Below are 13,409 nucleotides of genomic sequence, written 5' to 3' on the forward strand. Positions count from 1 at the left end.
TTACAACATCTCCCGTAAATGCTCCACAGTCAAAAAGTCAGGGTTTGTTCCTGAGTTGTACTCAAAACCCTGTTCTACTGCTTGTCCTTTTTCACCTAAGGAATTCACAGAATAGTCTACTGGTTCGAAAAAGGAAATTGTAGGCTGAATAACATAATGATCAGGAAACTCTATAGTTAAGTGTGAATCATCTGTCGGACACATAATTTCATGCAGTTTTTCACCTGGTCTGATACCGATGATTTTATGGGGTATACCAGGAGCTATCGCTTCAGCTAGATCAACTATTCGGCTTGATGGAATCTTTGGCACAAATATTTCGCCACCATGCATACGCGCAAATGAGTGTAATACTAGATCGACACCTTTTCGTAAAGTTATCCAAAAGCGAGTCATTCGTATATCAGTTATAGGCAGCTCTTTTGCTCCTTGCTTCACTAAATTTTGAAAGAACGGAACTACCGACCCCCTTGAACCCACCACATTACCATATCTTACTACAGCAAACCTCGTTCTATTTGTTCCGGTCATATTATTAGCTGCTACAAAGAGTTTATCAGACGCTAGTTTAGTTGCACCATATAGGTTTATGGGATTGGCAGCCTTATCAGTTGACAGTGCGATGACTTTTTCAACACCATTTTCTATAGCGGCCTTAATGACATTTTCAGCACCATAAATATTAGTCTTAATGCACTCCATTGGATTATATTCAGCCGCTGGGACTTGTTTTAGAGCCGCTGCGTGTATCACGTAATCCACACCACGCATTGCTTGACGCAACCGTTCTGCATCCCTGACATCACCCAGAAAATATCTCATTGCCTTATCATTAAAATGCTGAGACATTTCGAATTGCTTTAGTTCGTCACGTGAATAGACAATAATTTTCTGCGGTTGGTAGCGTTCTAATAAAATACGAACACATTCTTTTCCAAACGAGCCTGTACCACCAGTTATTAAGATTGATTTCTTATTGAACATCGGTTAATCTCCATCTCCATTCTCATTAGATTCCCAAGGGAAATTTTCCTGTATTACCTGCTCGATTAACCAGACCGTATTATTAAACATTTCGAGGAATTCAATTTGTACTATTAAGTTACTCTTAATGCTTTCTAAGCTTCCATCTTCCGGAATCAAATGAAATTTTTGTAAAAGAATCACCATTGGCCCCTGAAGGTTGTGATAAAGTAATTCATCATGAGGAATCGCTTGGAAGTACTCCTCTGTCTTATTCAGTTGCTTAAAAATATATTCTATACCCTTTTTATGAACGTAAAAGTCCCATTTATCCCGGATATCTTCTAGTTTTCTTAATTGTTTTAGAGATCTATTATTATAATTATCTAAATTTTTAACATAAGCCTTCATCTGTTCCACTATATTTGGCCAGTCAACTGTTGTATGGGGTATTCCCCTAATAACACTAGAAACATCCAGTTCTCGTACACAATATTCATCTACAACTTCTCGAAGGGGTTTCTGTTCCGTCCCGTGTATTCGAGCTCCGCCTTCGGTCGAATTAATAACTCTTACATCTAAATCTTTAATTCTATCTTCAAATATTAGTCTGAAGTCATTCCAAATAGGTTGGGTTTTTACTTCCTTATCATAATAACCAACTACTGATAATATTTCTTCCGGTTCCTCTTCTGGTCTTATATCATACTCTGTTCCAGCAGCATGAGTTTTAGAAATATCATCACCATATGCCAAATCTTGTCCGACTATCACCAGTGGAGATGCCCCGATATGAGAGGCAAAACCAAGTGCTACATGAGCGCAAGATGCTCCCATCCAAATCATATGATCAAGCGAAAGCCCCAGCAAGCCAGTTAGCCATTTATATTCACGTACCGACTGACGCATGGGCAAAATTGCTCGCCCATTGAAGGCATCTATTGCTTCGGGCTGTAAAACAGGCGGTGCAACTAAATAGCTATTATCATAATACATAGGCTTATTTTGAAAAAAATATTCCCATACGTTTATTCGTTCAACACTAGCAATAAAATGAGGCTTGATACCATTATTAACTAGTTTTTCGGCAATTGTATCAACTGCAATTATTATCCCTTTGTTTTCTATATTCTTAAGATACTCTATATTCTTATCCAATGAAGGTCCAGCTGATACGACAAAAGCAGGGTATCCGGTAAAACATCCTTTAAGTGCCGCCACATCTGTAGTCATGGGAATTTTTTTCAAGTTTTTCATATTATGAGCTAATCCAATTAGGGAATCATCTATAGCATTACCAAGTCTAAAAAATTTGTGTTTAATTGAATTACGTATCTCAACAATATATTTCTTTACTATTTGTAAATCATTTTTTCGATAAAACGAATTAATATAAAATACAGGATTTTTCAATAGCAATAGAGCGCGGGTTGCGGTTATAGCTTTCATAAGATTAGGCACATCTTCCGGACCGATACCCGCCAAAATATAATTAATAGACTCTAGCTTGCGAAAGTCATCTTGATTCAATGCGTGCTGCAAAAATGATAAATTTGGCTCTATTATTACAAACAGAGTATTCCTATGTGCATGTTCTGAGACTTTAATAATTTCTTCAAATGATGCAATACCGAAAAAAAAGATTACTTGGTATAAATTTTTATCAGGCAGTCTTGATGTATCTAATTCACTATCTATTGAAACTGGTCTTTCCTTCTGATCCCAAAACCATTTCAGACCTTCAGCGTCTGTACCAACATAGGTTAGTACTATTTCACTAAGCTGCTCGTTTAATGTCAAAAAATGCCTTCCCTTTTTATTAAGTGCTTCTATATTACTGTCAAAAAAGTCCATTATGCACTCCTATAATCTATTATTGGTAATTTATTCAAGGAACTAAATAATGATAGAACAAATGCCCTCTCTAGAGAGGGCATTTGAATGGTATTAATTATACGTAACCAGAGGATTAACGTAAAAGTTGAAGAACGCCTTGTGGCTGTTGGTTAGCTTGAGCCAGCATCGCTTGAGCAGCTTGAGAAAGAATGTTGTTCTTTTGGAAGTTCATCATTTCTTTCGCCATGTCTACGTCACGAACACGGGACTCTGCAGCAGTCAAGTTTTCACTTGAAGTACCAAGGTTGTTGATTGTGTGCTCAAGACGGTTTTGAACAGCACCTAGCTTGGATCTTTCAGCTGATACAAGTTCAATAGCATTGTTGATGCTAGTTACAGCAGCAGTTGCTTTTTTGTAGTCAGTTACATCAAGAGCTGCGCTACCGTTACGAACGCCGATATCAGCAGCTTTCATGCTGTTAACACCGATAAGGATATTTTGACCGCTGTTAGCGCCAATTTGCATGGATAATGCAGCACTAGCATCTGTTTTAGCTGCTTCGTATTTTTTAACGCTGATTGTAATGCTATCACCAACTGCCATGTTAGCCATGTTAGTCAAGTTAACATCAAATCCGCCTGCAAAATCGATAGCAGATGCAGCTGTACCAATTGTAGCAGTTAAGCCATTAGGATCACCAATGGTAAAGTCAGTACCAGCATTATCAGATGTTTTATTTGTACGAGTAATTACGATTGTACCAGTAGCTGTGATAGCACTAGTTTCTGCAGCTGCAGTCATAGTAGCAGTAACGCTAGCAGAAGTGTTCAATTGAGCAGTAACGGTACCTTTAATAACATCGCGAAGACCTACTTTAGTACCATCAAGAAGCTTTTGTGTATTGAACTCAGTAGTGTTAGCAATACGATCGATTTCATCAGTTAACTGATTAATCTCTTTTTGAATCTCGCCACGGTCAGTTCCAGTGTTAGTATCATTGGAAGATTGAACAGCAAGTTCACGCATACGTTGAAGAATGCTATGAGTTTCGTTCAATGCACCTTCAGCAGTTTGAATTAAAGAGATGGAATCTTGAGCGTTACGACCAGCTTGGTCTAAACCGCGGATCTGTCCACGCATTTTTTCGGAAATTGCAAGACCTGCAGCATCGTCGCCAGCGCGATTAATGCGAAGACCTGAAGACAATTTTTCCAAAGATTTGCTGGAATTAGTGTTGTTTGTGCTTAATTGGCGATATGTGTTAAGAGACGCCATATTGTGGTTAATAATCATTGTAAATTCCTCCTTGATTTTAAATCCGGGCATCCATGCCCAGATATTTAATTAGTGTCTTAAATTCCCGTCGGCCGTACGTGAATCTTAGTCACTTTTATTAGTTGCTCATATATATTATCGTATTTTTTTGGAAAACCTTAATAGCTTTTTTCAACATTTTTAAACTTTTTTTTCTAAATTACGACTGCCTATCCATTCTTTTACCAACAAAAGAACTAGCCAATCCTTCATATGCATTAGAAATTTGATTTTGTCGTTTTGATAGGTTTATAAAACATGCTAGTTTTGTTTTAATTGATTGTTCTAGTAAAAATATAGCTTTATAACATTGCTTACCACTCGTGGATTGAGAAAAGCCATCGTTTGGCGCTTGCTCTATTTGCATTTGCAAGCTTTCGCGTTGACTCATAATCTCTAGAAATAATTCTACTTCCTGCCGATCTAGGAATTTAGACATTTCCTGAGTAAGAAAAAGGTAGTTTCTCCATAAATGCTCGCTGTTGTGTTTATTCATACTACTTTGCAACTGCCTTTTGCGTACGAGCCTGCTTCATAGCTTGAAACCAAGTATCACGAAATTCTTGAATCATATTTTTTGCCTCATCCAATTTGTCTTTATCCTTTTTGAGATTACCTTGTATTAAGCAATACTCAATATATTCGTAGAGTTTAAACCAATCTTGCGAAAGTTCAAACTCCATATCTAAAGTAGCCATAAATTCACGGACAATTTCCTGGGCACGCATATTAGCCTTATGAGATTTCTCATAGTTTTTTTGGTCTAGAGCCTGTATGCTTTCCGTGATGAAACGAAGCGCTCCGTTATAGAGCATAAGTGTTAGCTCCTCAGGCGAAGCTGTCATAACCTGCTGCGTTTTATAGGCATTTGCTGTATTTGCGTAATTCATACTATCCCTCACTATCTATAGTTTACAAGTCATTTATTAGCTTGAAAACTGCTGTGCCAACCAAGTGCTTTGCTGTGACAATTTTTGAAGCGCTGTTTCCATTGCATCAAACTGCTTGTAATAGCGGTCCTCCATCATCGCCAGACGATCATTAAGGTCATACATCCGCTCATCATAATCTTTAATCAACTTAGCTAAGTTGCTTTTGGTATCAGTAGCGGTTGCAGCAGTAATACCTGCCTCAGTTACTATCTTGTCCGAAGAGGCTTTTAGCGTATCATACAATCTTGTCGCTATACCGCTAGTGCTACTATTATCACCCTTTGAACCAAATATTTTATTAAGAACTTCAGGATCTGCTTCTAATGCCGCCTTGAGTTTTGTCTCATCAAGGTATATTTTACCACCTTCAGTATAACTACCTGTAGTAATACCAATACTGGAAGCACTCGTGTACTTTCCAGTCAGTCCTGAAATTGGGTTGGCGAGATCGTTCCTCATTTTAGAAACTAAATCTTGCAAAATTGGATTACGTCTGAGCAAACCACTCTTAGCTTTATCTTCCCAGACCTTTATATCTGCTTCTTTCATTTCCTTTTTTTGCTCAGTCGTTAAAGGTAAAAAATCCTTATAATATGTTTCATTTATCTCGCCATTTATTTTGCTTAATGTGCTGTTATAAGCCTCAATAAACGATTTTACCGCAGCTACAGCCTTATCATTATCTGATGAAACGGTAACACTCGAAGTACCTAATTGCTTTAACGTATAAGTGACACCGGAAATAGTAAACGAGTTGTTACTCTGAGTAATTGTCGCTCCGTCAATTTTTGCAACGGCATCCTTACCAGAAGTAAAATTATTCGGAGCAACTTCTGGTGCAACCGGTGGAGTTTTAGTAGTTAATGATTCCGCATCGCCAAGCTTAAGGTTTTCCATTAATAACCGTCCGCCAGTATCGTCTGCATCAGCCGTCGAAACTGTAATTTGGTTACTTTCCCCTGATTTAGTACTATAGAGAAAAAAGCGATCAAGCGTATTATCATAGCTTGCTTTAACATTCAATCCAAGATTGTTTATTTCGCTTACTAGGTCATAGACACTCTTTCCGGTCGTATCATAGTTGCTTAGGCTCTTGGTTGTTGTTCCATCATTAAAGGTTAAGTTGATAGTACCAGAAACACCGATATGATCCTGTAAATTAGTCTTACCAGGTGAGCCAGCTTTTGATATTGATGCGTTACTGCTCATACTAGCACTCTGTGCAATTGATGTTACCTCAATTGAGTGAGTGAAATTTACCGCATCAGCATTTGCAGTGGCCGAAGCAACTTGTTCATTGCTTGATAATGTCTTTTTGGGCATTAAAGTCCCTTGCATTTTATAGTTAAATACTGTGTTATTTCGAAAATCATTTATTGTTGTATACATAGAATTATAGTCAGCTTTTTTCCATTCAAGCTGAGTTTTCTTTTGTACCATTGTATCGTATCTAGTACGCTGAGCCTTCATCAAATCTTTAACCATTTGATCGACATCCATACCGGAACCACTCAAACCATAAGTCCTTATTGCCATGTTTGTCCCTCCTAAAAACCGAAACATTTAAACTTTTTTATCTAATAATATCCCGACATACTCACTAATCTTAGCCATTGTATCTAGAAGCTCATGGGGCGGGAATTCCTTTAGCACTTTTCCGTCTCTTTGGTCGACTACTTTTACTATTAGTCGATTAGTTTTTTCATGAACTTCAAATTGAATATCGCTATTGATAAGTTCCATAAATTTATTCATTTCATCGGTAATTTTCACTACTTCTTCATTATTAAGGTTTTTGGATTGCTTATCAGTCTTATATTCGAGATTCCCAACGACATCTGTAAGTTGAAAATTCTCAGTTTTACTGCTATTTTTATTATTCGGTAAAGCGGCTGGTGTTAGAGTAAGATTTGTGTTGATAGCCATTCCCTATTTCACCCCTGACTTTTGTCTTTACCTACTTTATCGTATAAAAAGTGAAAAATCTTTAGCAAAAAAACAAAAAAACGGCAAATTTCGCCGTGTTTTTTTGTTTACTTCTTAGTAAACCCTTTTATTATATTAAAACCATTTAAGTTATTTGCCTTTGCAGCGTTTTTGTTCTCAGTAACTATAGAATCATAAATTTCGCCCCGATATATTTTTATATTTTTAGGAGCGTCAATCGCCAGTCTGATATTATCACCTTTTATATCTACAATAGTAACCGTTATATTATCTCCAATTACTATTCGCTCACCTATTTTTCGGGTTAAAGCCAGCATATTAAGCGCCTCCCTTTGTTTCCGTTTCAGGTAAACCCTCTGGAAACAAGCGATGCTTTGTTGAAAATGAAACTTTTTCCAAGACTATTTGCTGTGCCAGCCGCTCATTAGGATTTATTATAACTGGAGCTAAGAGGTTTGCCGTCATTTCCTCAGCCTTTTCCGGGACGGTAACAATATTTAATACTCGTGGTGGATTATCTCCCGATAACTTTAACGATTCAACAACCTGATCGTCTAAGGAAAACTCGTAATCTTTAAAAAACTGGAAGGGCTCAACTACAATGAAAGTCAAATTAGGTTCTGAAATCGACTGCAAAAAGGCAAAAGGACTCTCTATATCTGAATGAATTAAAATAAACTCTTTTTCATTCGGAAAACCGGGTATTCCACTAGGAAAACTAATAATTTGTTCTTTATTTACTTCCAATTGCCCCAAACGAGTAGATTCTATAATCATGCATACACCTCTTCTACTAAGCCCATAAATCTAAGTTGCTTTGACTAGTCCAAAATCGAACGTTTTGATACTGTGTAATACGTCCCTTAACTTCGCCTCGCTGCAATTCAAGGTCAACTGTTCCTCTTTCAAGATCAAGGTTAAGTTTACCATATATCGGATTAAACTCAACCTTCCCTGGCTCATAATGAAGATTCGGGGATGCAATTCTTGCCCAGGTAATTTCGTAAGGCTCCTTAATAGTTGTCTCTGAAGCTATATTAACAATGGCATCTTCTTTACTTTCAACCCTAGCTAAGCGATCTCCCTCAGCAGCAATTCGCCCGACTCCCTCTAGAGCTGCCTGTCGTCCCTCCTGGGCAGCATCATGTAGTAAATCGAAGCTATTCTTAAAGCCAATCGAATAACGACAAGGATACTGATCAATTTCTAATTTTCCATCTGTTCGATTTATTTCGACAACTGCTGGTTCGGTTGTCATTAATATTTTCGGTGGGGTTGTTTTAATATTGAGCTTTGGATCGGAAATATTTAATTCTAATTTCGCGGGCTGCTGTGAAATATTTAGTTGTATCATAATTCAGCCCCCTTACATAAATTTATTTACCGTAGGAAATCCACCAATGATGGTGGCATTATCCTAGCCCCAACGGACAAGGCAGTCTTATATATATTCTCACTGTTTTTAAAATCTATAATAGCTTTAGGAATATCTAAGTCTTCATTGGCCGCAACATCACCTGTAATAACAACATTTTGTTTTTCCATCATGTTTAACGCCATTTCGTAAGCTGACATACGCGTTCCTAGTTCCGTTTGGGACTGAAGTACGCTAGCATGATCAGTATCTAGATAATCAAGTCCTGTAGTTGCTAACCAGTTTTGATCGGTAATTGCACCTGCATCTAAGTGTTGTTTAATTTCTAATAGATGGTTCAAAATAGTATTTCCACCTGCTCCAAACACATCAGCACCCGTCAAATTTACACTATCTTGAGTAGGTGTTGCGGAACCAGGTTGTATTGGCATCGATATCTTACTTGTATCTCCATGGTATGTTATTGTATCACCTACACGCGTGAACGGCTGAGTTTTGTCCATCTGACCAGAAAAAACATAACGATCACCTATTTTGGTGTTACCAAGAGTTACTATCTGGTTAATTAAATTGTCTACAGATTTACCAATAGTCTGCACTGCATCCTGCGGGTTTGTTCCATTGCTAGCCTGAACAACCAATTCCTTGATATTTATCATTATTGAACTTAAATCTGACATCGCATTGTCAGTTGTTTCCATCCAAGACTTAGCATCCTTCAAGTTTTGCGTAAACTGTTCATTCTGAACTAAATTTGAATTAAACCGCAGACTACGTATAGTTTTAACCGGATCATCAGAGGGACGATGAAGCATTTTTCCATCAGACAGCTGCTCCTGAATCTTATTTTGCCGCTCTAATGACTTATTCAAACTTGTTAAAAAATTATAGGTAATTGTATTGTTAGTTATACGCATTAATCACACCTACCTTCCCGTTACCCCGGTACCATTGATAAGTTTATCTAGCATCTCATCCATAGTAGTTATTATTCTGGCAGCGGCGTTATATCCCTGTTGAAAGCGAATCATGTTTGTCATTTCCTCATCCATGTTTACGCCAGCCGTAGATTCGCGCCAATTCATTATCGTGTTAACTAATACTTGCTGATTGTCGGCTAAACGACTTGCATTCTGTTTTTGAACACCTAATGCACCCGTCATTGATGAATAGTATGTATCAAGTGAAGCTCCGCCTAAACTAAGGCTGGTATCAACTTTCAATCTATTACTTAATAGCACGGCATTGTCTCCACTTGCATTATTACCGCTCGAAAGTGAAAACTGATATGTATCCCCATTTACATTTGCAGCCGCTGTATTAATCTGCATATTTACAGTTAGGCCTTTTATATTAATTGAATAAGTAGACGGATACGGGGCCGCACCAGCTATCGCAGCACTCCAAGTAGTACCACCATCTGTAGAGTACTGAATACTAGAAACATTCTGGGAGGCATCAGTTGATATTCTTACACTAACGTTAGTCGGGGTAGAACCACCAGTATAAGATCCAGTTGTACTTACACTCGCGGTTCCGCCACTAGCATTGCTCTGAACAACAGCTAGACTATTTTGAGATGTTTTGGCTGCAATTTTAGCTAGCCCATTTGTGGTATTAAACAGATCTGGATTAACTTTAAGCACTTTAATCCAATCCCCATCCGTGAAACCAGCAGAAAATGCTGAATTATAGTCAGGATCAGTTGCACCGCCATCACCAAAGAAGTTATTATTTGTACTATTATCAGTACCATAACCACCACGATGAACCTCATTGAACTCTTGCAGTAAAAACTTACTCATTGTAGAAAGCTTGTCCAGATAGCCTTTTGCCCCAAACTCAGATGAGTCACGAGCATCCAGTAATCCTTTCATTTCGCCATTAGTAAAGGTAACAGGCTGCGTCGAACCCGCTATTACGACGTTTTTCACTTCATAACCATAGTCAGTATCCATTGTCTTAGTTGTAGCTAGTTTCTGATAGCCATTGCCATCAACTAGCATTACGCCATTAACTTGTACATTATAATTGCCGTATTTATCTTCCGTTACATTTGCACTTGTAATTTTGGTTAACTCATCTATTAGTACATCCCGTCTATCTCGGAGATCATTAGCATGATTAAGACCACCTGATTCTATATTACTAATTTGTTTGTTCAGGCTATATAGTTCAGATGAAATTTGATTTATGTTATTTACTCTAATATCTAAGACAGCATTTATATCCGCAACCATATCAGTCAATTGCTGGGCTGAGTGTTGGATTGCATCTACAACCTCTACACCTCTTTCCCGAACTGCCGTTCTAGCTCCACTATCCGAAGCATTTACTGCAAGTGTTTGCCAAGCACTCCAAAACTTATTTAGAACAGTTTGAATGCCAGTATCAGTTGGCTCCGCAAATACACCTTCAATCTTACCTAAGATATCTTCCATTGTCTGCCCATATCCTAATGAAGAAGACTCTTTCCAATATTGACGGTCAACAAAAGTGTCTCTCGCCCTAAGTATTGATGATACATTTACGCCTGTTCCCACTTCATAGCTTGCATATCCACCAAACACCGTTTGGGGCTTAGTAGTAGATAAGTTAACCATCTGGCGCGAGTAACCTTGAGTACCAGCGTTAGAAATATTGTGTCCGACGGTATCTAATGATACCTGGTTAGCGTAAAGTCCACGTGTTAATGTATTTAATCCTGCAAAAGTAGATCTCATATTACCACTCCATGTTACTTATTACTTATATTTTTTGATCAAAAACCGCCCTGTTTGTTGCATTCTGAGGCTGTTGCCCTTTTGCAGCATATGTAGGACCTGTCGAAGCCTGGGTTAATAAATTAACATTATAGTTTATATACGAAAGTGCTTGCTCAATAAGCCGAGTATTTAGCTCATTTAAACGAACCAATTCAACTGTGACTTTATCAAATTCCTGCCACAAGTCCTTAATACGTTTACCCATAACCTCGTCTGTGCACTCAGCCAGTCGTGATACATTAATGTTTTCATCAGTTATTTTATTCGCTGTAAGAATTTCCTGCAGCACTTGTTCTCTATTTGTCTCGAGTTTACCTATCTGTATTATGAGCAGTTCTTCCTGCTTTGTGATTGCTTCCAATTCTTGCGCCTTAGCAGCAACTAGAATTTCGTGTTTTTGCTTGCTAATAGTTAGCAGCGCCTGATACAACTTTAGCATGTTAGTTAAAACGGTAACCAGTTGCTCCCACATATTTTAACGTCCTTCCTAACGCAATTTATCGGCCATTAGACGGCCAATCATTTTTTCAGCAACATCTTTCGCATCGATATTATAGTTTCCTGAATTAATCCGTTCAGTTAGTTCTTTTACCTTATCTTCTCGAACATCCGATGAATTTTTTATGTTTTGCAGAATCTGTCCAAATTCCTGTGCTTGTGAGGATAGTATTACTTCGTCCTTTTTATAAGCAGGACTCGTTTTTTCAGTTTTGGTGCCCTTTTCTATTTTACTATCTCCGTACGCCTTAAGAATATTTTGAATTTGCTTCCCTGATATAATCACGTTAAACACCCACCTTTGGGATTTTCCTATAATTAATATCGACGAAAAAGGCGGGGATATTAATCCCCACCAAGTACCAAATTAGGTCATTTTTAGCCAACAAGCTAATTTATCATCATTTTACTAATGTTTACATCTTTTCTGATATGTTTTCATTTTTTATTTAAAGTCTTTAGTATACATACGCGTACCAGATCTTTCTTCCTCAGTTTTTTTGGTTTCGCTATGCTTTACTTGCTCAAGAATATTTTTGCTGCACTTTCCGCATAAACGCCCTTCGCTGATTTGTACTCCGCACGTCTCGCAAGGGCGAGTAATCTCGAAATCACCCTTAAAGCGGCCGCGTTTCATCATGCGTAATACAGTCTTTTCTTTTACTCCGGTAGCATTACAGATTTCCTCAATAGAAGCCTTGCCTTTTTCTCTCAAGAAATCGACAATTTTTAGTTCTTCGAACTCTTCTATCTCATAACAAGAAGGACATAAACCACTTGCGTTTTGAACAAACAGCTTACCACATTCAGGACAGTTAGCCAGGCCCATAATCCTACCCCCAAAAACGTAGTTATAATATTCACCAAGTAAAATAGCTTGTCTTTATTATAACTACGTTTTTGGAATTTTGGAACATTTTTTTGTTTTTTGCCTAAAATATCACATTTTTTTCATTTGCCAGCAGGATTATGTCGGTTTATGGCTAAATTAAATATACCGCATTATATGACGAAAGGCGTTTTTCGTGTTTATGCTAACACTTATGCAAGATCCCGAAACTTATGCTGGCGGCACTGGCGAGATGAACGAAATTATCGCTAACCTACTACAATTGATAGAGTTAAAGAGTGCAAAGCTTTATTTACACAGTCAGCAAGTGGCTAATTATGCCGTTAGTGTAGCGGCAAAGATGCGCTTGCCCCGCGAAGAAATAGAGCGAATTCGCACTGCTGCCTTGTTACATGATTTAGGTCATGTGACTGTTCCTAATGCCATTCTATTAAAATTACCTTATCTGACTACTCGTGAATTGAGCGTTTTTAAAAACCACTGCAATGCCGGCAGCTACATGCTTGAAAATATGGCTCCTTGCCAGGAGCTCATTCCATATATTCGTTATCATCATGAACGTTGGGACGGTACTGGCTATCCCAAAAGACTAAAAGGGGTAAATATTCCGCTTGGCGCAAGAATAATTGCTGTTGTAAATCATTATGACCGCTTTATTAATCCCTGCACCCAAAACTGGGAGAAAACAAAGGCCGAAGCCATTAGGGAAATGTTCAGTCTTTCAGGTACGGCATTCGATCCGGACGTCGTTAGGGCGTTCATTGAGGCTTTAGGGGAAGAGTAGTTATTGAACCTCAAAGGCGCAAAGGTCGCTAATAAAAAAATAAATACGGCTCTATAATTAAACCCACGGCTGTTGTAGCAGAAGCCGTGGGTTTTTGGTTTTGGCGTTTATTTCGGCTTCTGTTTTATTGAGCGCTTGCAAAGT

At 38.0% G+C, this 13,409-nt stretch carries 16 protein-coding genes; 1 reads left to right on the forward strand and 15 read right to left on the reverse strand.

From position 1 onward, the window contains the following. The 15 genes from pseB to V6C17_RS05310 form a co-directional block, all read right to left on the reverse strand. Nucleotides 1–984, reverse strand: a complete 984-nt coding sequence (gene pseB, locus V6C17_RS05240; RefSeq protein ID WP_333521493.1) for a UDP-N-acetylglucosamine 4,6-dehydratase (inverting) — start codon at nt 982–984, stop codon at nt 1–3. A gap of 3 nt (nt 985–987) precedes the next feature. After that, entirely contained in the window at nt 988–2,817 is a 1,830-nt protein-coding gene (locus V6C17_RS05245) for a motility associated factor glycosyltransferase family protein (RefSeq protein ID WP_333521494.1), read from the reverse strand. 115 nt (nt 2,818–2,932) lie between these two features. After that, on the reverse strand, nt 2,933–4,093 hold the full coding sequence (locus V6C17_RS05250; RefSeq protein ID WP_333521495.1) for a flagellin N-terminal helical domain-containing protein: 1,161 nt from the start codon (nt 4,091–4,093) through the stop codon (nt 2,933–2,935). Nucleotides 4,094–4,274: 181 nt separating this feature from the next. Next, nucleotides 4,275–4,610, reverse strand: a complete 336-nt coding sequence (locus V6C17_RS05255) for a hypothetical protein (RefSeq protein ID WP_333521496.1) — start codon at nt 4,608–4,610, stop codon at nt 4,275–4,277. 1 nt (nt 4,611) lies between these two features. Beyond that, complete coding sequence (gene fliS / locus V6C17_RS05260) at nt 4,612–5,004, reverse strand: flagellar export chaperone FliS (protein ID WP_333521497.1); 393 nt, start codon at nt 5,002–5,004, stop codon at nt 4,612–4,614. Between the two features lie 36 nt (nt 5,005–5,040). Continuing rightward, nucleotides 5,041–6,582: a flagellar filament capping protein FliD gene (gene fliD / locus V6C17_RS05265; RefSeq protein ID WP_333521498.1), complete on the reverse strand. Its 1,542-nt coding sequence runs from the start codon at nt 6,580–6,582 to the stop codon at nt 5,041–5,043. Nucleotides 6,583–6,609: 27 nt separating this feature from the next. Next, entirely contained in the window at nt 6,610–6,972 is a 363-nt protein-coding gene (locus V6C17_RS05270) for a flagellar protein FlaG (protein WP_333521499.1), read from the reverse strand. A 107-nt stretch (nt 6,973–7,079) separates the two neighbouring features. Then, nucleotides 7,080–7,310, reverse strand: a complete 231-nt coding sequence (gene csrA, locus V6C17_RS05275) for a carbon storage regulator CsrA (RefSeq protein WP_333521500.1) — start codon at nt 7,308–7,310, stop codon at nt 7,080–7,082. A 1-nt stretch (nt 7,311) separates the two neighbouring features. Next, nucleotides 7,312–7,770 carry a flagellar assembly protein FliW gene (fliW, locus tag V6C17_RS05280; protein ID WP_333521502.1) on the reverse strand — a complete coding sequence of 153 codons (459 nt, stop codon included), beginning with the start codon at nt 7,768–7,770 and terminating at the stop codon, nt 7,312–7,314. Nucleotides 7,771–7,786: 16 nt separating this feature from the next. Further along, complete coding sequence (locus V6C17_RS05285; RefSeq protein ID WP_333521503.1) at nt 7,787–8,347, reverse strand: DUF6470 family protein; 561 nt, start codon at nt 8,345–8,347, stop codon at nt 7,787–7,789. 26 nt (nt 8,348–8,373) lie between these two features. Continuing rightward, nucleotides 8,374–9,285 carry a flagellar hook-associated protein FlgL gene (gene flgL, locus V6C17_RS05290; protein WP_333521504.1) on the reverse strand — a complete coding sequence of 304 codons (912 nt, stop codon included), beginning with the start codon at nt 9,283–9,285 and terminating at the stop codon, nt 8,374–8,376. A gap of 9 nt (nt 9,286–9,294) precedes the next feature. Continuing rightward, nucleotides 9,295–11,091: a flagellar hook-associated protein FlgK gene (gene flgK / locus V6C17_RS05295; RefSeq protein WP_333521505.1), complete on the reverse strand. Its 1,797-nt coding sequence runs from the start codon at nt 11,089–11,091 to the stop codon at nt 9,295–9,297. 25 nt (nt 11,092–11,116) lie between these two features. Next, nucleotides 11,117–11,605, reverse strand: coding sequence for a flagellar protein FlgN (locus V6C17_RS05300; protein WP_333521506.1), 489 nt, complete (start codon nt 11,603–11,605; stop codon nt 11,117–11,119). 15 nt (nt 11,606–11,620) lie between these two features. Then, nucleotides 11,621–11,917, reverse strand: a complete 297-nt coding sequence (gene flgM / locus V6C17_RS05305) for a flagellar biosynthesis anti-sigma factor FlgM (RefSeq protein WP_333521507.1) — start codon at nt 11,915–11,917, stop codon at nt 11,621–11,623. A gap of 159 nt (nt 11,918–12,076) precedes the next feature. Next, nucleotides 12,077–12,460: a flagellar protein gene (locus V6C17_RS05310; protein WP_333521508.1), complete on the reverse strand. Its 384-nt coding sequence runs from the start codon at nt 12,458–12,460 to the stop codon at nt 12,077–12,079. 202 nt (nt 12,461–12,662) lie between these two features. Here V6C17_RS05310 and V6C17_RS05315 point away from each other — a divergent pair, with 202 nt between their 5' ends. Continuing rightward, complete coding sequence (locus tag V6C17_RS05315; protein ID WP_442891453.1) at nt 12,663–13,265, forward strand: HD-GYP domain-containing protein; 603 nt, start codon at nt 12,663–12,665, stop codon at nt 13,263–13,265. The last annotated feature ends 144 nt before the right edge of the window (nt 13,266–13,409 follow it).

Origin of the sequence: Dendrosporobacter sp. 1207_IL3150, assembly GCF_036763085.1 — a bacterium.
Classification (GTDB): domain Bacteria; phylum Bacillota; class Negativicutes; order DSM-1736; family Dendrosporobacteraceae; genus JBAIYU01.

Excerpts from the sequence above, each read along its gene's own strand:
- pseB (WP_333521493.1), bottom strand. The coding sequence starts at position 984 with ATGTTCAATAAGAAATCAATCTTAATAACTGGTGGTACAGGCTCGTTT.
- V6C17_RS05245 (WP_333521494.1), bottom strand. The coding sequence starts at position 2,817 with ATGGACTTTTTTGACAGTAATATAGAAGCACTTAATAAAAAGGGAAGG.
- V6C17_RS05250 (WP_333521495.1), bottom strand. The coding sequence starts at position 4,093 with ATGATTATTAACCACAATATGGCGTCTCTTAACACATATCGCCAATTA.
- V6C17_RS05255 (WP_333521496.1), bottom strand. The coding sequence starts at position 4,610 with ATGAATAAACACAACAGCGAGCATTTATGGAGAAACTACCTTTTTCTT.
- fliS (WP_333521497.1), bottom strand. The coding sequence starts at position 5,004 with ATGAATTACGCAAATACAGCAAATGCCTATAAAACGCAGCAGGTTATG.
- fliD (WP_333521498.1), bottom strand. The coding sequence starts at position 6,582 with ATGGCAATAAGGACTTATGGTTTGAGTGGTTCCGGTATGGATGTCGAT.
- V6C17_RS05270 (WP_333521499.1), bottom strand. The coding sequence starts at position 6,972 with ATGGCTATCAACACAAATCTTACTCTAACACCAGCCGCTTTACCGAAT.
- csrA (WP_333521500.1), bottom strand. The coding sequence starts at position 7,310 with ATGCTGGCTTTAACCCGAAAAATAGGTGAGCGAATAGTAATTGGAGAT.
- fliW (WP_333521502.1), bottom strand. The coding sequence starts at position 7,770 with ATGATTATAGAATCTACTCGTTTGGGGCAATTGGAAGTAAATAAAGAA.
- V6C17_RS05285 (WP_333521503.1), bottom strand. The coding sequence starts at position 8,347 with ATGATACAACTAAATATTTCACAGCAGCCCGCGAAATTAGAATTAAAT.
- flgL (WP_333521504.1), bottom strand. The coding sequence starts at position 9,285 with ATGCGTATAACTAACAATACAATTACCTATAATTTTTTAACAAGTTTG.
- flgK (WP_333521505.1), bottom strand. The coding sequence starts at position 11,091 with ATGAGATCTACTTTTGCAGGATTAAATACATTAACACGTGGACTTTAC.
- V6C17_RS05300 (WP_333521506.1), bottom strand. The coding sequence starts at position 11,605 with ATGTGGGAGCAACTGGTTACCGTTTTAACTAACATGCTAAAGTTGTAT.
- V6C17_RS05310 (WP_333521508.1), bottom strand. The coding sequence starts at position 12,460 with ATGGGCCTGGCTAACTGTCCTGAATGTGGTAAGCTGTTTGTTCAAAAC.
- V6C17_RS05315 (WP_442891453.1), top strand. The coding sequence starts at position 12,663 with ATGCTAACACTTATGCAAGATCCCGAAACTTATGCTGGCGGCACTGGC.